Genomic DNA, 18,796 nt, shown 5'->3' with positions numbered 1-18,796 from the left:
AAATATTTCAATGGAGTTTCACAATGAAGATTGCTGTGGCAGGCATGGGTTATGTTGGTTTGTCGAATGCAGCGCTGTTATCCAAACAGCACGAGGTCATAGCTATCGACATAGATCGGCACCGAGTCGACATGATAAAAAGCTTCAAATCGCCGATTCTGGACGCTGAACTCGAAGCCTACCTCGATACCCATCCATCAGGACTTACCGCAACTACAGATGCCCGGATCGCTTACATTGATGCTGAGTACGTAGTAATTGCCACTCCTACTAACTATGATCCAGACAACAATTACTTTGATACATCCAGCGTCGTAGATGTAATCGAAACCATTTTAGGTCTCAACGCTAACGCCAAAATTATCATTAAATCCACAATCCCGGTGGGATACACCGAAGAACTACGGAAAATATACCCACAGTCCACAATCATCTTCTCCCCGGAGTTTCTTAGGGAGGGAAAAGCTCTTTACGATAACCTTTACCCTTCGAGAATCATTGTTGGAGATAGATCTGAGGTCGGCGCACAGTTCGCTAAACTCCTTGCCAAAGGGGCAGAAAGTACGGATATAGATATTCAACTTACTGATTCCACAGAAGCAGAGGCAATCAAACTATTTTCTAACACTTACTTAGCTCTTCGAGTCGCATACTTTAACGAACTCGATACGTACGCTGCTATGAGAAACCTAAACACAAAACAAATCATCAGCGGAGTATCCGCTGATCCACGAATCGGTTCTCACTACAACAACCCATCATTTGGGTACGGCGGATACTGTCTGCCTAAAGACACCAAACAGCTTCTTGCTAATTACGACGCCGTGCCTCAAAATCTTATTTCAGCCGTAGTCGATGCAAACCGAACGCGCAAAGACTTCATCGCAGACGACATTCTTAGACGAAATCCTAAAATTGTTGGTATTTATCGTCTTGCCATGAAATCAGGCTCGGACAACTTCCGGGCATCGTCCATCCAGGGCATTATGAAGAGAATAAAAGCGAAGGGAATCGAGGTAGTTGTCTACGAACCTAGCCTCAAGGAAGACCTCTTTTTTAATTCCCGCGTAGTTAATGACCTTGATGAATTCAAAACTATTAGCGACGTGATCGTAGCAAATCGCAATTCTCAAGAGGTAGTAGACGTCCAAGAAAAAATCTACAGCCGTGACATCTTTAATCGAGACTAAGCATCCTTCAAAGTTGCAAGTAGCCTAATAACTCATGCGTCCCTATTATTAGGCTACTTGGTTCTTCCAAGTCACAGATCGGCCCTTATATCTGAAGTAGTGATTATTTTCTATCCAGTTAGGACGCACTGAGTAGGTTAATTTTGCAACTATACAACAGTTTCTGAAGGCGTAGAAATATGGAATCAGCAACGTTATAGTTATCTCCCAAACGAATAGTGCCAGCTTGGAAGCTCTCAGCAAACAATAGCCCCACTGCCAAATCAGCACCAATCGATGACTCACGCGGAGAAAGAGCACCCATAATAGGCGCATTTGATGCCAAAATCATACCGTTTGAGCTACTGACTGAACCGCTAAACTCTGACGATGGAACTACGCATAAGGTTGAATTGCGCGGTTTTCCCCATTCCGACTCAAAATTTCCAAATTCTGACAAAGTGGAATCCAAGAGCAAAGTTCCTTCCCCCTTTGGATTAGCTCTCGATTCAAATTCAACCGGAGAAGCTGAAATCCAAATCGGTTCCAGATAATGCTCTATGGCTCTAACCACCTCGGGGGAGGTTTTACGCGGCAACTGAATCGGACCGCCACAGAACTCACCAAATGCAAGAATACTTGCAATAGAAACAATATCATCATGGACGACTAAAGGATCTCGATCAAATGTGAGCATATCAATCGATGGCACGCCATCATAATCTTCTGGAGTGGCCATCAATCCAAATCGCCCATCCGACAAGCGGCCGGTCCATTGAAACTTCAAATCCTATTTCCCTTTCACAAGAATGAAATGCTTCGGCTTCGCTGAAAACATTTCAGTACAATTTTTAATCTCTGATAAAAAGGTGAATGCCCGTTCGATCGAGTTCAAGCGATAGAATTTAAAATCGTCCTTAATACCGCATAAATTTCGATTCATATTGGCTGAAAAGTCGATTTCATCTATCGCCAAACTTTCTAGTGCATGCTTCGCGGTGCATTGGACTGCGAGATAAACACCAGAAGGAGAATTATGCAATCGGCTAACTAACCAATTTTCTAATCCTTGAAACGGCCCAGCAATATGAGACTCTGTAAAGCGCATCTCTTCACGCTTTTCCTGTGCTTGATCTTCAAGGTGAGTAACTTCAGTAGCGTAAACCGCGAGTGCTTCACCATGAGTCTTATACAGTTCAAACAAATCTGGCAAGGGCACATTATCTAAGTGAACGTTGATCTCGACTGACCGTTCATCCTCCGAGATCCAAAAAGAACTGATCGGATAGTCATCTTGCTCGAATTGAGAGTTTTCTTGGGGCAACTCAAGACTAATATCAGCGCTTCGACGGACTAGATGATCTGGCATAAATGGAACAACAAATGAATCCGCTTGATCCTGATTAAATGGAACGGCTACTTTGTCCTTCTCATGACGGTCTTCGCGCATGGTTGCTATATCACTTGAGATCATCGTTCCACGCGCCATAAAATTAGTCACGAAACCGGAGACTTTTTGCAGAGCTGAATCAGAATTCGTAATCTGGCCCTCATGCAAGCGACGTAACAATACATACTGCGTTGAATGATTAAGCTTAATTCCGGCACGAACCATCCGAACTGCCAAATTGAAATCAGATCCACTACGCATCGTGTCGTCGTATGGAATCGCCTTCAAAACAGCCTTCTCTACAAGAAGTGTTGGATGAAGGTAAGTTGAACGGTTAAAAAGCAAAGACTCAATCGAAAGCTTTTTCCCACTGTTATAAAAGCGCTGGCCTGTTCGGTTATCGTAGTCTACCCAACCACCATAACTTCCATGTGCCCCATTCGAAATAGCTTGAAGCCTGACTTCCAAACTCCAAGGCAACATTATGTCATCATCATCGTGAACCGCGATATATTTTCCGCGTGCTTCTGCTGTAATTCTATTGCGAGCACATGCGAGACCTTTGTTCTCCTGAGAGATGATTCGAATACGTGGGTCATTGAAGCTCGAAAGAACTTCAAGAGTGTTATCGGTCGAACCATCATCAACAACTATAAGCTCCCAATCTTTGAAAGTTTGCCCCAATACTGAGTTAATCGAATCTGTAAGGTATTCAGCTCGGTTGTAGGTAGAAATGGCGACAGTAACCAGTGGAGGAGCATCTAAGGGGCGGCCATTCCACTCTTTTAGATTCCTTATGACAGACGGATCATTCAAATGAATATCTCGATTGCGTGCAATCGCCTGTCGCCCCTCTTCAGAATCATCCGCTAACGCACGAGAAGACGGATGCCATACATGGTACATTCGCACTGCAGGGTCTTCAATCCATACTCGTTTATAACCAATTCTGAGCAATCGCTTTGCAAGATCGATATCCTCGCCACCATAAATCTGCATTCGCTCATCAAGGCCGCGAGTCAATTCATAAGCATATCGACTGAATGCAATCATCCCACCCATTCCCCAACGGGGCCTTAGTCGAGAAGCATTCTCTATCGCATTCCAGTCCACTGATCCATCAAATATATGAGCGTGATCAATTCCTTCAGGAAGATCTCTACATTGCAACAAGTATGATGCAAATGGGTCTGCTTTCAAAAACTCAAGAATCTTAGGAAACGTGGACTCCGAGAAAACCATGTCAGCATCCGTAGTTACTAAGAATTCCCCACTGGCGATTTGAAGTCCAGCATTAAGCGCTCGAGACCTGGACCAAACCCCATCAGTTTCAACGTAACGGTATATTGCTCCAAGTTGCTCCAGAGCTTCTCTATACCCTTCAGTTGAAGACGAGCCATAATCTGAAATAATTATCTCAGAATTTATTCCTTTAAGGGAGTTTTTCACTGATCTTACTGCTCCAGACAGCCGATCAAGACCCCAATCTTTAAACCCAATAACTATCGATATCTCTGGGTTCTTAGGCAATGCTGTCACCTTCCATCAACTCATAAATAGAAATACCATCCCTCTCACGTGCTAAATACACTGCGCCGATCGCCTCGCGGATCGAGAATCTTTTCTTAGGTCGCCATTTTGAGATAACGATGTCCAGTGATTCGATGCCACTAGGTAAGTTCAAACGTCGCAAATCAGTCAAACCAAATTGATCGCCACCTTGGACGTAAGCATAAATGCTCTTAAGGCCTTCGCTGTAAACCCATTTGGGATTTGATTCCACCAATAACCCAATACTAGGGCTAGACACGACAGCAATAAGCTCCCGATTTTCCATAGACTGATCAAAATGAAGAGCCAGTTTGAGTGAATTTCTAACCAATTCACTATGCGGAATGCTTATAACCGCTTCTTCATTTGCCCATTTAATTGCCACAGAAATTTTCTCTCCCCATGAATCCTTCTAATTTTTCTCTCTTATTTGAAAAACGATGATTTACATGTTACCAATCAGACAATCAGCTTCCCAATACCGAAACTAAGCGCATCAGTTTCACCCGGGAAAGGCTAAGGGACCCTGCATAGCCATAATCAAACTATTGCACCTGGGATTAACACTCCAGGGATTTTTACGATCCCAGTATGCTTCTCGCTTCTCAACCAATTACAATATTTGGCTTCTGATATGAGCTTCTCGCTTTGTTGATTAATTCATCAGCCAGATTTATGTCGCCACGCGATGTTGCTTTACTCCATCTGACATAGGAACTGGAAACTACGAATGCATCGCCGTCTGCAATAATCTCTCCAGCATGCATCCACAACGCGCGATTGCAATGATCTTTGATAGTGCCGGCACCATGCGAAACTAGAAATACGGTGCCAGCTTCATCGAGAAACTCTTTCATACGTACTTTAGCCCGAGCCGTAAACGCTCCATCACCAGTAGAAAGCGCCTCGTCAATTAATAAGATATCTCTTTTTATCGCTGTGGAAATGGAAAACACCAATCGAGCTTTCATGCCCGATGAATAAGTTTTCATTGGACGATCAATTGCATCGCTAATATCAGCCCATGCACAAACCTCATCCTCAATGACCTTTACTTCATCTGGAGAAAGTCCCATTGCCAAGAGCCCTAAACGCACATTTAATCGCCCAGAAACCGATGGTTGAAGGGCGGACGAAACCCCGAGGAGAGTCGGCTCTGAAGAAACATAAACACCACCTGACGTCGGCGACTCTCCTCCAGAGATAAGCCGAAATAGCGTGGACTTTCCCGACCCATTATGTCCGACTACTCCAATAGACTCGCCACGGTGAGCCACGAAGGAAACATCATTGATCGCATGTACTGTATTTTTTTTACTTTTTCTTGAAAAACCAAACTCTGAACCATTTGGATTGAGAACGTACTTCTTGTGGAGCTTCTGAGCGACCACGGTCACATCACTTGACACTTGAATACCTTGCCTCTGCCTGCCAGAAAAAAATGTATCCGATAATCACCAAGCCAAATGACCACACAGAAATGTACGCCCAAGTTTGAAACGACGGTATTTGCCCATCCATCACGCATTGCCGCACTGCCTGCAAGAACTGATAAATAGGGTTTGCTTGAACGATTTTCGAAATAGTCTCATTCGTCTGAAACCTATCGATGGTGAAAAATACTCCAGACACAAAGAAGAGCCCCCGGTTGATAACCGATATCAATGATTTCAGATCAGGAACAAATGCTGTCACCCTAGCTGTAATGAAACTAGTCCCCAAAATAAATACATGAGAGAGAAAAAATAGCGGAACAACAAAAATCATGGTCCAGTGTGGAAACTGATCCAGTTGCAATAAAACACAGCCAATGATTGCAATTAATGCTGGAGTAATATTATCGATGAATTGTCGAAGTACTATCGACATAACTAATGCTGCCTTAGGGAACGCGAAGGCCGCAATCATGCTCTTCGAACTCTTGATCAACCCTGATCCTGAAGAAATTCCCTTAGTGAAAAATCCAAAATAGACAACCCCCAAGGTAAGAAAACCTACGAAATTATCCATGCCTTTCGAAACATGAAGTACAGTTCCGAAGATAAAGGCGTAAATGCTAATACTGATAATCGGAGTCAATATAATCCAGAGACGACCCAAAAATGTATCTTGGCCAACGCGTAGTGACTTCGCTCGAGCCTGCGTCAAAATAAAGTATCTGCGATCCCAAAGGTCCTTCGAGTATTTTTTGATTGACGGCCGACTCTGCAGGCTAAAGAGGTGTCCATTCTCCACCAAAACTAGATTCGAATCTTCGCCGTCTCGCTGTGCAGACAAATCCTCTTGGTTACTGCTTCCTGCAATCGCTGAATCGGAAGAAAGACTTTCCCCGGCCATTTTTCCTCCTGGTACTTAAAACTAAATCACCCTGCTTGGCGCCAGCGCAATTATGAAAGAGTACCGTATTAAACCCATTTTTCATGAAGTTTACATCTAACGACCTGACGATCTAGCATATTTAGAGTAGTTTAATCTGTCAGATCAGACTAACAAAATACTAATTACGCATTTTGGGCGTACCACCAGGGAGAGAAAAATACATTGAGTTCAACAGCAGGCGCACTCGATTACACAGTGGATGTCTGCGTCATCGGGTTGGGCTATATCGGCCTCCCTACTGCAGCTTTCATGGCTTCCAAAGGCCTTAAAGTACTAGGGGTAGACGTCAATCAGACTTATGTTGATAAGATCAACAATTCTGAAGTTCCCTTTTACGAACCTGGATTTAGCTCCCTTTTGAAAGATGTAGTCTCTTCCAAAAGTCTTAGTGCGCAGACAACTCCAATTGAAGCAGATTCCTATATCGTTGCAGTACCCACTCCTTTCAATGACGACAAAACCGTTGATACATCATATATCGATTCAGCTGCACGTTCCCTAGCTCCCTTCTTACGCCCTAAAGCTTTGGTTGTGTTGGAATCTACCGCTGCTCCAGGAACAACAGAGCACATGGCCAATGTTCTAATTGACGAACGCCCTGATCTTTCGCTTGACCCTGAATCTGACAATCACATTCTCATTGCTCATTGTCCTGAACGTGTTCTTCCTGGAAAAATCATGGAGGAAATGGAAAGCAATGCTCGTGTTGTCGGCGGAATCAATAGTCAGTCAAGTAGAGCTGCTGAAAGACTTTACCGTAGCTTTTGTACCGGTGAAATTCTAGTTTCAAACGCTCGCACCGCAGAAATGGCGAAGCTTGCAGAGAACTCTTTCCGTGACGTAAACATTGCATTTGCTAACGAGCTCTCAATTGTTTGCGAATCCTTAGATATCAATGTTTGGGAATTAATTTCTTTGGCGAACCACCATCCTCGAGTCAATATCTTACAACCCGGCCCGGGAGTAGGGGGCCATTGTATTGCGGTGGATCCATGGTTTATTGTGTCTTCCGCTCCTACTTTGACACCGTTAATCCGCACTGCCAGAGAAGTCAATGACGGTAAGCCCAACAAAGTGTTAGACAAGGTTAAAGAGCTTGTTAAAGGTATTCCTTCGCCTACCATCGCAGCCCTAGGCATCGCGTTCAAGGCCGATATTGATGATCTACGAGAGTCTCCGTCACTTAGCATCGTTGAACAACTTGCACAGTCTGAGCTCAGAATCAATGTTGTTGAACCCAATATTTCTGTACTTCCAAGTTCACTTTCCAAATTAAGCAATGTAGAACTTAGTAAGCTCGACGATGCCATCGTAGGTGCAGACTTGGTCTTAGTGCTTGTAGATCACACTCCATTCAAAGCTGTGGATCATTCACGCTTTGCAAACAAAATTGTGGTAGACACCAAGGGTATATGGAATAACTAATTCAGAGCATTAAGTTAAATATTCAAGTCGTTTCTAGGAAAATAAATGGCGATTTCAAACAGACCTCTTTCTAACAATGTCGGCAGAGTTCTATTAATTTGTAATGCTTACCCCAGTTCTTCGAACCTTTACCGTAATGGTTTCATCCACCGACGTGTCAAGGGATATCAGGAGAAAGGGCTAGAGGTAGATGTTTTCTATAATCATCAACCCGTAGCTAAGGCATACACCTACGAGTTCGATGGAGTAATCGTACGTGTCGGTAACGACGAGGCCCTTGAAAAATTAATTCAAGAATCTAGTTACGGAACCTATTTAGTTCATTTCGCTGAGCCAACTCGGATCGAACCACTTCGTCGGTCCGGTGTAAAAGAACCTGTAATTGTTTGGATACATGGATTCGAGGCCGAGGCTTGGTACCGTCGTTGGTTCAATTTCATCGGATCAGCTGAAGATATCCGTGCCGCTCTAAGAAAAAAGACGAACTATTACAATGGTCAAAATTCCTTCCTAGCTGGACTAATGAATGACGAAAATCTCAATATTTCGTTCGTCAACGTCTCAGATTGGTTTCAAAAAAACATTGTCGAGCCTGACGTCCGCACTGAGTTTAAAAATTCCGTCACGATACCTAATCTAGTAGATGAAAAAGTCTTTCCTTACAGGAAAAAAGATCCTGCACTGCGCAAAAAAATTCTCTCAATAAGACCTTTCGCATCCATGAAATACGCGAATGATCAATCTGTATCTGCCATTTTAGAGCTCTCCAAAAGGCCTTTCTTCGGTGATCTAGAATTTACAATCTGTGGTCAAGGACCACTCTTTGATAAAACAGTCGCACCTCTGCGTAAGTTCAAAAATGTCACTTTAAAAAATGAATTCTTCACACAGGAAGAAATTTCTCAGCTCCATGCTGAGCACGGTGTTTTTCTGTGTCCAACTAGATTTGATTCTCAGGGGGTATCTATGTGTGAAGCAGTAAGTTCCGGACTAGTAGCTGTAACTTCTAATGTAGCGGCCATTCCAGAATTTATACATCATATGGAAACTGGACTTCTAGCTCCACCCGAAGATTCACTTGCTCTTGCTGATTTGATTGAAATTCTTTACTTTGACGAGGAGCTCTTCGAAAATCTATCCGGCACTGGCAGTAGTTGGATGGCTAAAAATTGTGGGCGCTCCGCAACTATCGGTCGCGAGATTGAACTAATTCAGGGACGGATGAGTAACTGATGACCTCAAATGACACTTCTTGGAAGACCCGCTATTACGAACTCGAATCCACTCTCGAACAGGTGTTGTTGGGATTTGAAAAAGTACTCAGTGAGATTGAATCCAACAAGTCGGTAAGCCAGCAGCAGAATTTACAGATTTACAAGCTTGATCGTATAAAATTCAACAAACTTGATGCAGTTTGCTGTATCGCAAATGGTGTCAACATTAAGTACCAGTTTGAATTTTTCATCGATAATAAGCTGATCCACCAAGTGCCTTTCCAGAGATCCAACACGTCAGTTATTCCTACTGACAAAAAAACAGCTACCCGATGCAAAGTCACTGCAAAATCTTGCGCGTCACAAGAATCACAGATAGTGGAAAGGGAGATTGCCCTATGATAGACGAAACGATTCAAAAGAGTAACTTCCAAATCAAGAATTTCAAACTGCTTATTGCTGGTTATATTAATGTCAATGTAATTGACGGCTCTGCGTTCTTTTTATCCGGACTAGTGGGGATGTGTGCAGCGATTCCTACTATCTCAACTACCTTGGTTACGGCGAATCCTGTAAGAAAAACCGAAGTACTGGATGAAATCCTGCACTATCCAAATGTTCACGTACTCGATCCTTACATCGATACTCGAATTCAATCCCTAGATTTTGCCCCCAATGGCGATTCAATGTCACGGTCTACCTACGCAAAAATAATCGGGAATGAATTTCTAAATGGTGACTACACTGCACTTCTAATCCGAGATACCGAAACTGGTTATGAGCTGGTAAAGAATTTTCCGGACATTGCAAATAAAGTCTCTGTCTATATCACTGGCATTACAAGTTTGGATGCTAAACCTGATCAAATATTGCGTTCCCAAATTCATGAAATTGCCGAAAGTGGAGCAAAGGTTGTTAGCCAAACCCCTACAATGGCAAAATCCATTGCTAGTCTCAATGTTGGTGTAGAGCTTCATGAAATATTCGTGCTCCCCCCTCATGTACCCGATGCTCATGGATCGTTCGACGAGGTCTACCATTTTGACGAACGTCCTTTTCGGCTTGCATACACCGGAAAATTCTTCAAAGCGTGGAACGCCGACAAAATTCTCGCTGCCTACAAATCTGTCAAAGCTACTGAAAACCCTGGGTTAACATTTGAAGTCGCAGGTGATCAATTTAGAAATGATCCATCTGATCCCTACTTTGTGAATAACGTAAGATACTTACTGAATTCCTCGGATAGCCTTCTATGGCACGGGCGAGTAACTCGCGAAGTTTCTAGATCAATTATTCAGCGTTCCCATATCGGGATCAGTTGGCGAGCACCTGAATTAGATAATAGTTCTGAACTCTCAACCAAAATTCTCGAGTATGGGGCAATGGGGCGGCCTTCGATCCTGAACCGAAATAAACTCCATGAAGACTTACTCGGTGCTGACTATCCACTTTTTGCCAATACGACAACTGAGTTCAAGGCACTGCTGGCGAACTTAGGTAATATGGCAAACGAAGTGGAAATTGCAGCCCGTCGTTGTTATGAGCTTTCAAAATCTCATTGGTACTCGCAGGTACTCCCCCTTTTCATGGAACATCTTGGAAACACTCCTGATTCTAAATTGAATGACTTCTTCGCTCCGATAAGTTCAGTCTCGATTGACCAGATCCCAACGCATTTGCTGACTCAAAAGGCCCAAGCATCCATCAACGGTTTGTGGGTTTCATTCAAAATTGATGCCGATTCTGAGAGTACTGTTGCGGAGTTAGCCACTATTGCTAAGTTTCAAACAGACACATGGAAGCACCTTTCCAACCAGCGCAAGTTCATGAATGATCACTCAGACGAAAGCACTTACAAAACTAAACCAGGAGCTTTCCAAAGTAATGCTCGACGACCTATAGCTAATTCAGTAATGCCTGATCAAGATAGTGTTCTCAAAAGGCTTGAGCTTGCTGAACAGACAAATTATGAGTTAACCGAAGAGCTCCGCCAGCTGAGAGAAAAGATTGATGTGCTCAAAGGTATTCGAAAGCGCTTGGAGACATCTCGCTTCGGTAAGTATCCCCTAAAAGTTGCGCGAGGGGTTAAGAAGCGATTGATGTAACTATCGTCCGGTAAATAATCCAAGAGAGCCTCGAGGTTATTGACAGTCTACCCAAATAACCTCTTGGCAATCATGCTAGTCAATTGGACTTTTATTCTTGAACTCTGATTCAGCCGAGTAACCAATTTCGCTGAAACCATACATCAGCAACAAAGACTCGCCATATCCATTGGATGGTGATTCGCATGCTGGTTTCGAGATGTATAGAGTGCTTTCCGGTGCTCCATTCAACCAACATTTCCCAAAAATCTTTGGTTAGTACCCCTTGAAAAACATTCTTCAGTGGCGATGAAATAATTGCCTGGGCCATCTCAGTTCCTGTCGCTCGCAAAAACTCTGTAGTTTTAGCTACTGGAACCGCAACAGCATAGTCTTGCTCTTGACGTTCAAAAAACTCGAGTGGCGAAAGATGCCTGGCTTCGTAATCATTTTCCCGATAGCCCTTCTGCATCTTTTTCGCCTCAAATGGCCAAGCCGACCCGACACATGGGGAAGAAAGTGATTCTGGCCATATTTCATTAATCGCCAAAAAATATACTTGCTGACTAACTTTTTCCTTCATAAGCAGTGCGTCAGACACCGCAGCTACTTCTGCATCAGCCAATGGGTATACAACCGTTGCATCTCGATCGTATTGAGTCGTAAGGGCAAGCATCCATCTTGCAGATCTAAAATCCCTAGAGAAAAGATAAAGAAGTTCGCTGTTATCGCTAACGTTTTTATCTTTTATCCAGTTCTGAAAAAACTGGTCGAATTGCTGGCGTTCCCGCGAATCCACGATTGGCGCCCCTTGCCCAAGAATAATCTCTTCTACTTTGTCCATTGTATAGGAAAATCGTGTTGCAGCACCACCTTTCATAAGCGGCCACTGACCAAGCATTATCCCATCCCCGAATTCTTTCGAATTAGAACCCAAGTATATAGAACCATGTGGTTCAGAAAGAGGAATACCATCGCTCGTAGACAATGAGATCTCTACTTGATTACGAAGACCATCGCCTAAATTCTTGGGGGCAGTCTTGACTTCCAAATCAAATTCCGAAAGTTTAGTCAGGTAATTCGACATTTTGACTTCTAGGTCCTGAGATTGACCAAAAGTGACAGCATACACAGAATTATCTAAGTTTCGCGCGAGTCCGAGAATCGCCCTAGAATCTTTTCCGCCACTTACGCGAATTTGAAGGGATCGATCGTTAAGATGGGCGCTGCATCGATCTAACGCATTGCGCATCGCAAGAGCCAAACGAGCAGCTTTATCTTGAACGCTCATTTGTTCAGGAAGCGAGATTTCCAAACCTAGGGGAAAATCTAGAATCTTCAATATTCCGTGCCGCACTTCTAACCGCTTATTTGAAGAAAGTATATTGACCCCAATATAGGGAGTGCGGTCAGTTACTGAATATCCATACAATAAGTACTCCGCCAAGAAGTCTTTGGATAGCTGTACTGCATCTCGCACTCCGTCAGATAGAGCTAACGAAACCAGTAGCGGCCTATTACTAATGAATACAGCCTTTTGGTTCTGTCCATAGTAAACAGTCTCTGTTCCAGGAATTGTGTTCCAAGCACTCACTCGGCTCTCTGACTGCTCGGCAAAAACTGCCGCATAGCTTCCCCATACAGGCTCGTTGTAATAGAGTCGGCCTGCTCGATGGGTCAATGACTTAACAAGGGCTGCACTGTCGCAGACACCTGCTGTGACACACCAATTACTCCCTAAAAATGATACTGGATCTGTATCGCGTTCCTTCTTAAGAACAAAAAAACTAGGAGACTTACCATCTTCAGAAATAAAGACCTCGTCTTTAAATTTCGATAATTGCACTAACGCCTTGTATTCATGCAATACCCGATTGAGAGCCTCTCGCGATTCGACATTACACGGTCCAGCCTCCGCATGAGGCTTAGGAATGGAAATAAGAAACATCAAAATCACCTGAGAAAGTCAACAATAATACTGGACTGGAAAAACCTACTGGCATTTACGATACAGGCTGTACCCGACTCAACTCGAACCTTGATCAGGAATACTATCCACGGAACTCATCTCTTAACTTGTAGGTATGCAAATGACTTCAACATTGACTTAATACAGTGCGAACGCAAAGTATTGATTGCTCAGTGATCACTAGAGTTCCCCGAACTAACTAGATTGCTAAATTTCATATTGGTCTACTCGATTATGTAGGACGTACGATGTATTGGTGTCAGACAGCAACAAAAATCTCCAGTTTACCCCTCGCTCACGCAAAACCGACCGATGGGGTACCGGTACTATCCATACCGATAAACATCGTTTTTTGAGATCAGCATTCGAGGATGGCCTACACACCATCCAAGTAGAGGATCAATTAGTCGACATTCTTATCAGAAGCAGAGATTCAGATACAACCGTGGTGTTTTTCCATGCTGCTGTAGGTATAAACGCTTATTATCCGTCATTTTCAGGTGATAAATCAACCAAAAATACTGGCTTGAATCTAATTTCAATAGCTGACCCTACTCTACAAATGTCAAAGGAAATCAGGATGGGTTGGCATATCGGAAATCGATCTGTCGGAGATTTCCCGACGTTTATGAAGCCAATTATTGATCATATTGCCGACCAACTTGGCACCAAAAGATTGATACTCGTAGGTGCATCCGCGGGAGGTTACGCTGCGGTTAATTTTGGAATCCACTTTCCGGGCTGTATCGCATTAGCTCTAAACCCACGTCTACGCCTAAATGCAGCTCCATGGCCTGATATTACAAATATGGTTAAGGCTGCATATGGGGTGTCGGGTATTGGCAAAATCAAAGAAGCAAGAGACCGACACATTACAATGGACTTAGCCACACTTTTCGTGACGGATCTGCCATTTAGCCTCGCCTTATACCAAAATACCGATGACACTGGATATTTTAAGAGACAGTTCACCCCTTTCGTCAGCACGCTCAAAACTAAAACAAATTTGTGGACGCGTCTTGAATCGGATGGGCGTGGACATGTACCAATACCTGAAGATCGATTTCAAGATATTCTAAGAAATCTTAGTGATTCACAGATTTCCAGCAATGAAAGCCTTAATAGCGCTGGGTTTATTCAAAATGTCGAAGGATTCCAAGAAGGGTAGAGGGTTTATTGTACTCGCCCCAAGTGAATACTGATTCAGAGCAGTGCGAAAAGGCCTGATCACCAGAATCTTAAAAAACTAAAACCCGATTCCAAGAGTGCGGTAGAGCTGAATATAGGCTTTTTCCATCGAAATCCATGACCTTCTGGCTGCCCATTCACGCCCCTCAGAACCATCTGAAGCACACATGATTCCTTGTGCTAATTGAGAAGGATCATCCGCACAAACGTAGCTTGCCACTCCACCCGTAATTTCACGCAGTGCAGGAAGATCACTTGCAACCACTGGGATTCCCAGTGCTTGAGCAGTCAATGCTTTGATCGGTGTGACAGTTCTGCAAACTGGAATATCATGACGTGGAACCACGAAGACGTCGAGCGCCGCATACCATTTCCAGATGGTCTCCGATGGCTTTCTCCCAGTGAAGATGACCCGGTCTTCGAGACCTTCCGACTTGACCAACATCTCCAGCCCTGGGCGCGCAGTACCCTCCCCGACCAAGACCATCGTGCATTCCTCTGGAAGTTCTTGGAGTGCATGAATGAGAACATCAAAACCTTCGTACTCCACTATCGAGCTGACACTCCCAACTAGTGTTTTGCTAGTTGGAAGTCCAAGCTCACGGCGGATGTCTTCCTTATCAAAGTCCAATTCGAGCAAGTTTGGATCAACTGCGTTAGGGATAACCGAGATTTTGTCTGGTGAGACCCCTCGATCAATCAACTGATCCTTAGCGATTTCGCTGAGCACAACCACTGCGTCTGCAGCTATGGCATACTGAATCTCCTGCTGTTGAATTAGATCGTAATACTCAGAAATTTTAGCTTGTTCCTGAGCTTCCAGAGGTAAAGAAGCCAACCAAGTCTTCTCAAATTCTCCGCGAACCTCATATATCCATGGTATTTGAAGATTCCTTGCTACACGACTTGCGACGATCGCATTCAGATAATTAGTTGTCGTATGGATCGCAGCTGCACCTTTATCTTTAGCGAGATTGGTCAGCATCGTGACAGATCTCTCATAACGTTCTTTCGTCGTTTTGGGGTATCTGTTAGGGAGTAGACGATGATAGCGAATAGAATCAACGGATTCAATACTTTTTTGGGGCATCTTTCCGATATCCAACGGATAAGCCAACCTGGTAACAGCGAATACAGGAATACCTGCTGCCTTCATCGTCAGGAGAGCCTGATGGCTTCGTTGAGTGTAACCAGAATTCGTGTAGGGAAAAGAATTGGTTAACAGATACAAAATAGAAGCTCCAACATTGGGCCTCTGATGCTGTGTGGACACTGGAGGACGGATGTTTAGCACCTGAATCTGTTGCGTCAAACGATCTGCTAATCGTTTTCCTTTCCACCCAAATCGATGCGGATCAGCAGAAACCATTGAAAGCGCTACACTTAACTCTCCATAATCTGCAATTCTTTCTGGCTCAATCCGAGGTACAGAGCGAATAGATTTTTTTAACCCCGGAATTCCTACTTGACGAAGACGCTCTGCCAACTTGACGATAAATACTTCGGGATCTTCCCGCATCATCTGATAAATAATCGAAGCAAGAAGCCTGATGTTCCTTAAAGAACTAGTCATTTGTTCCTAATTCATTCAAAAAACTCATAAAAACCTTTGGAACCACTTCATTGCGTTGTTCTTCCACCCAAATAGACGAATCTTCAGAGACAGCCAACCGTGACCTGTCCTCTATTAATCGTTCCCAATAATCCGCCAAAGCATCTGGGTTTTCGGGCTCTACAACATGTCCGCAATTCAACCGTTCAATTAATTCGGCAGACTCGCCTCTAAGCACTCCGGATATATGGATCTTGTTTGACATTAATTCGTAGATTTTACTGGGTACAGCTAGCTCGAGCGATTTCCAATCCGTCAAATGCACCAATGCAGTATCTGCCCACGAATAATGTTCCAAAAGCTCTTCCGCTGGCACTCTTCCTAGAACTTTAGCAGGAAGATTTTCTTCCTTTATCCTCTTCCGCAGCTCTGAACTATTCACTCCGGCACCAACCAGGCGAATACTAATTAGGTTACCTTTTTCTCTGGCTATTTTTAGCGCATCCAGGACATTATTTAGGTTCTGAGCTCTACCGAGAGTTCCCGCATAGAGCACATTGAGTTCCTTCTTGCCTTCATCAATGTGTTTAGTTCTTAAAGCTCGTGATTTAGGAGGAAATACATTGCGAATGACAGCTGTTTTCAGTGGAATACCACGCAGCTCTTCCCGATCAAGCAGCTCAGATTCGTGTCGCTTTGAGGTAAACATAATCCCCGCTGCCGATTTGAATGATCTATACATCAACCAAGAAACCACGATACTCACGAGTTGAAGCGGACCCGAACTCAAAATTCGTTGTCTAACTGAAGCTTTGCCATTTCCTGAATTCCAACTCCTGCCTTCACTAAAAAGATCTGGCCACGGATCTCGCAAATCAATGACATAAGGGACACTAAAAATCCTTGCAATAATTGGAGTAATTAAAGCGGTTGGAACTGATGGAACTGTACCGATAATTAAATTAGGTCTAACAAAATTTCTCTGCATTTTTTGAGAGAAAGCCTCTTTCAGCATTGCCAATGCAACGCCCCCCTGATTAAAAGCTTTTGCGGTAATCGATTGACCACCAGGCATATGCCCTGAACGAATGATAGTTTCCCCGGAAGGACCCGTCTCGTGAGTATTTCGAAGGTCCTTAACAGAGCATAGCCAACTCCAAAAACTTGTCTTTCGCTCATGATAAGGAACTGGGCAAATTACTGTCACTTCATGCCCAGCTTCGACTGATAATTTTGAAAGCCACGACCAGCGCCGTTGATGAACACCGTTTTCAGGGTACCAATACTGCGATAACACTAGGATTTTCATCTTTCAACGCCGATCTGAGATTGAAGCTCTTAATTCCGATTAAAACTTGTTCAGTGTATTCCCAGAAAGAAGAGCTTGCTACTTTGAGTCACAAAAGTGCGAAATGGACTTCGAATTGCCAATTAGCTTTATGATGATTTTGCCAAGTAACAAACTCTGTATTGACGATCAATGGCGACCAAGCTGTCACCAGTTCCACCTCATTAAACCATTAGAGCAGTAGGCGGACGGTCTGATCGGGAATCACTTTCGATTTCTATAATTGTTCGCTTAACCGTGGCTCATCCAAACCTGGTTCGATAGGTTTCTCTGGCTGAAAATCAGGGAGACGCTCTCCAACACCAAGTAATGCTGCAATCGCGGCAACTGAGCGTTCTGCAGCTTTACCGTCACCATAGGGATTGATAGCTTGAGCCATAGCACTAAATGCGGTTGGGTCATCTAGCAACAGCCTGGTTTCAGTGATGATCCGCGCTTGATTAGTGCCCACGAGCTTTACCGTTCCTGCTAAAACTGCTTCCGGCCGCTCTGTGTTTTCGCGCATACACAGAACAGGCTTTCCAAACGCCGGCGCTTCCTCCTGGACTCCACCAGAGTCAGTCAAAACCAACGTCGATGACGCCATCAATTTGGTGAACTGATCGTATGGGAGAGGATCAGTGATAATCACGTTTGGAAGAGTATCTACTTTTGGTAGAACGATATCTCGCACCTTGGGATTTAGGTGAAGTGGGAGTGCAAAAATCACATCAGGATACGCTTCAGCCAGTTGCTGTACAGCTCCACCAATTTCCGACATTGCGGTCAAATTCTCACGACGGTGGGTGGTCACAAGCACAATTCGTTGATCCGACTCCACTAAGTCATTAAGTCGCTGATCCTCGAATGTGGTTTCCCATGTGGCAGCTTCAAGCAATGCATCGATGACGGTGTTTCCCACAACGACAGTATCTGCGCTGCGGAAGTTTTCTCGTCGTAAGTTTTCTCTTGATATTTCAGTCGGTGCTAAATGCAGTTCAGAGACTTGCCCGATAATCCGACGATTTGCCTCTTCAGGGAATGGGGAATGGATGTTACCTGTACGCAGCCCCGCTTCAAGGTGAACAATCTTGACCTCGCGATGGAAGCCTGCCAGCGCTGCTGACATCGCTGTGGAGGTATCTCCTTGAGAGATAATTACGTCAGGATTCTCTGCTTCAATAATTTCGTCAAGGCCTTCGAGCGCTTTTGATACAACTCCGCTCAAAGTGGAGACTTTGTTCATCAACCCTAAATCGTATGCAGGTTTAATACTGAACATGTCATTTACCTGATCCAGCATCTCTTTATGCTGGCCAGTGGAAACTGCAACCGATTCAAATCGTTCGTCTTGTTCAAGGGCTTTAATTACGGGTGCAACTTTGATAGCTTCAGGCCGAGTTCCATACACCGTCATAATTTTTGGCTTGCGCATTAATTATCCAATCCAGATTTAACCCACAAAGAAGCCTTACCTTCTTTTAAGAGCTTTTTAGAGCAAAATAAAATGACCCGGAAGCTCATCACACGCAACCAGCAGGCCTTTAA

General features: G+C 43.9%; 15 protein-coding genes. 6 read left to right on the top strand and 9 right to left on the bottom strand.

Annotated features, from left to right (window positions below):
• Positions 1-23: 23 nt before the first annotated feature.
• Complete coding sequence (locus tag KW808_RS02075) at positions 24-1,190, top strand: nucleotide sugar dehydrogenase (protein WP_003863188.1); 1,167 nt, start codon at positions 24-26, stop codon at positions 1,188-1,190.
• A gap of 118 nt (positions 1,191-1,308) precedes the next feature.
• Here the strand turns inward: KW808_RS02075 and KW808_RS02070 are convergent, their stop codons facing one another.
• From KW808_RS02070 to KW808_RS02050, 5 genes are all read right to left on the bottom strand, one after another.
• Positions 1,309-1,908 carry a hypothetical protein gene (locus tag KW808_RS02070; RefSeq protein WP_034983517.1) on the bottom strand — a complete coding sequence of 200 codons (600 nt, stop codon included), beginning with the start codon at positions 1,906-1,908 and terminating at the stop codon, positions 1,309-1,311.
• 51 nt (positions 1,909-1,959) lie between these two features.
• Positions 1,960-4,089 (bottom strand): glycosyltransferase family 2 protein, encoded by a 2,130-nt coding sequence (locus KW808_RS02065; RefSeq protein WP_003863192.1) that lies wholly within the window; start codon positions 4,087-4,089, stop codon positions 1,960-1,962.
• Positions 4,082-4,495, bottom strand: coding sequence for a hypothetical protein (locus KW808_RS02060; RefSeq protein ID WP_003863193.1), 414 nt, complete (start codon positions 4,493-4,495; stop codon positions 4,082-4,084). Before KW808_RS02060 ends, KW808_RS02065 begins: the two co-directional genes overlap by 8 nt.
• 220 nt (positions 4,496-4,715) lie before the next feature.
• Positions 4,716-5,519, bottom strand: a complete 804-nt coding sequence (locus KW808_RS02055; RefSeq protein WP_230622888.1) for an ABC transporter ATP-binding protein — start codon at positions 5,517-5,519, stop codon at positions 4,716-4,718.
• Positions 5,509-6,447 carry an ABC transporter permease gene (locus KW808_RS02050; RefSeq protein WP_003863198.1) on the bottom strand — a complete coding sequence of 313 codons (939 nt, stop codon included), beginning with the start codon at positions 6,445-6,447 and terminating at the stop codon, positions 5,509-5,511. The genes KW808_RS02055 and KW808_RS02050 overlap by 11 nt, the downstream gene beginning before the upstream one ends.
• Positions 6,448-6,651: 204 nt before the next feature.
• On the opposite strand from KW808_RS02050, the gene wecC reads away from it, so the two are divergent.
• From wecC to KW808_RS02030, 4 genes are read left to right on the top strand one after another with little or no spacing between them, the layout of a single operon-like run.
• The gene (gene wecC / locus KW808_RS02045; RefSeq protein ID WP_003863200.1) at positions 6,652-7,914 is read left to right on the top strand and encodes a UDP-N-acetyl-D-mannosamine dehydrogenase; all 1,263 of its coding nucleotides are present in this window, start codon (positions 6,652-6,654) and stop codon (positions 7,912-7,914) included.
• Between the two features lie 45 nt (positions 7,915-7,959).
• On the top strand, positions 7,960-9,147 hold the full coding sequence (locus KW808_RS02040; RefSeq protein ID WP_003863202.1) for a glycosyltransferase family 4 protein: 1,188 nt from the start codon (positions 7,960-7,962) through the stop codon (positions 9,145-9,147).
• The gene (locus tag KW808_RS02035; protein WP_003863203.1) at positions 9,147-9,530 is read left to right on the top strand and encodes a hypothetical protein; all 384 of its coding nucleotides are present in this window, start codon (positions 9,147-9,149) and stop codon (positions 9,528-9,530) included. Before KW808_RS02040 ends, KW808_RS02035 begins: the two co-directional genes overlap by 1 nt.
• The gene (locus KW808_RS02030) at positions 9,527-11,233 is read left to right on the top strand and encodes a glycosyltransferase family protein (protein ID WP_003863204.1); all 1,707 of its coding nucleotides are present in this window, start codon (positions 9,527-9,529) and stop codon (positions 11,231-11,233) included. The genes KW808_RS02035 and KW808_RS02030 overlap by 4 nt, the downstream gene beginning before the upstream one ends.
• A 109-nt stretch (positions 11,234-11,342) precedes the next feature.
• Here the strand turns inward: KW808_RS02030 and KW808_RS02025 are convergent, their stop codons facing one another.
• Complete coding sequence (locus tag KW808_RS02025) at positions 11,343-13,160, bottom strand: adenine nucleotide alpha hydrolase family protein (RefSeq protein ID WP_003863207.1); 1,818 nt, start codon at positions 13,158-13,160, stop codon at positions 11,343-11,345.
• Between the two features lie 277 nt (positions 13,161-13,437).
• Between KW808_RS02025 and KW808_RS02020 the strand changes: the two genes are divergently transcribed.
• The gene (locus KW808_RS02020) at positions 13,438-14,349 is read left to right on the top strand and encodes an alpha/beta hydrolase (protein ID WP_144290630.1); all 912 of its coding nucleotides are present in this window, start codon (positions 13,438-13,440) and stop codon (positions 14,347-14,349) included.
• Between the two features lie 78 nt (positions 14,350-14,427).
• Here KW808_RS02020 and KW808_RS02015 read toward each other — a convergent pair whose 3' ends face one another.
• From KW808_RS02015 to wecB, 3 genes are all read right to left on the bottom strand, one after another.
• Complete coding sequence (locus KW808_RS02015) at positions 14,428-15,942, bottom strand: glycosyltransferase family 4 protein (RefSeq protein ID WP_003863210.1); 1,515 nt, start codon at positions 15,940-15,942, stop codon at positions 14,428-14,430.
• Positions 15,935-17,230 (bottom strand): glycosyltransferase family 4 protein, encoded by a 1,296-nt coding sequence (locus KW808_RS02010; RefSeq protein WP_034983514.1) that lies wholly within the window; start codon positions 17,228-17,230, stop codon positions 15,935-15,937. Before KW808_RS02010 ends, KW808_RS02015 begins: the two co-directional genes overlap by 8 nt.
• A gap of 256 nt (positions 17,231-17,486) precedes the next feature.
• Positions 17,487-18,683: a non-hydrolyzing UDP-N-acetylglucosamine 2-epimerase gene (gene wecB, locus KW808_RS02005; protein ID WP_003863215.1), complete on the bottom strand. Its 1,197-nt coding sequence runs from the start codon at positions 18,681-18,683 to the stop codon at positions 17,487-17,489.
• Positions 18,684-18,796 lie beyond the last annotated feature (113 nt).

The organism is [Brevibacterium] flavum (assembly GCF_019317305.1).
Lineage (GTDB): Bacteria > Actinomycetota > Actinomycetes > Mycobacteriales > Mycobacteriaceae > Corynebacterium > Corynebacterium glutamicum.
The sequence above is the reverse complement of the archived record's forward strand: the minus strand, read 5'-3'. Positions and strand labels throughout refer to the sequence as shown.

Coding starts and splice junctions, on each gene's coding strand:
- KW808_RS02075 (WP_003863188.1), top strand. CDS start 24: ATGAAGATTGCTGTGGCAGGCATGGGTTATGTTGGTTTGTCGAATGCA.
- KW808_RS02070 (WP_034983517.1), bottom strand. CDS start 1,908: ATGGCCACTCCAGAAGATTATGATGGCGTGCCATCGATTGATATGCTC.
- KW808_RS02050 (WP_003863198.1), bottom strand. CDS start 6,447: ATGGCCGGGGAAAGTCTTTCTTCCGATTCAGCGATTGCAGGAAGCAGT.
- KW808_RS02040 (WP_003863202.1), top strand. CDS start 7,960: ATGGCGATTTCAAACAGACCTCTTTCTAACAATGTCGGCAGAGTTCTA.
- KW808_RS02035 (WP_003863203.1), top strand. CDS start 9,147: ATGACCTCAAATGACACTTCTTGGAAGACCCGCTATTACGAACTCGAA.
- KW808_RS02030 (WP_003863204.1), top strand. CDS start 9,527: ATGATAGACGAAACGATTCAAAAGAGTAACTTCCAAATCAAGAATTTC.
- KW808_RS02025 (WP_003863207.1), bottom strand. CDS start 13,160: ATGTTTCTTATTTCCATTCCTAAGCCTCATGCGGAGGCTGGACCGTGT.
- KW808_RS02015 (WP_003863210.1), bottom strand. CDS start 15,942: ATGACTAGTTCTTTAAGGAACATCAGGCTTCTTGCTTCGATTATTTAT.
- KW808_RS02010 (WP_034983514.1), bottom strand. CDS start 17,230: ATGAAAATCCTAGTGTTATCGCAGTATTGGTACCCTGAAAACGGTGTT.
- wecB (WP_003863215.1), bottom strand. CDS start 18,683: ATGCGCAAGCCAAAAATTATGACGGTGTATGGAACTCGGCCTGAAGCT.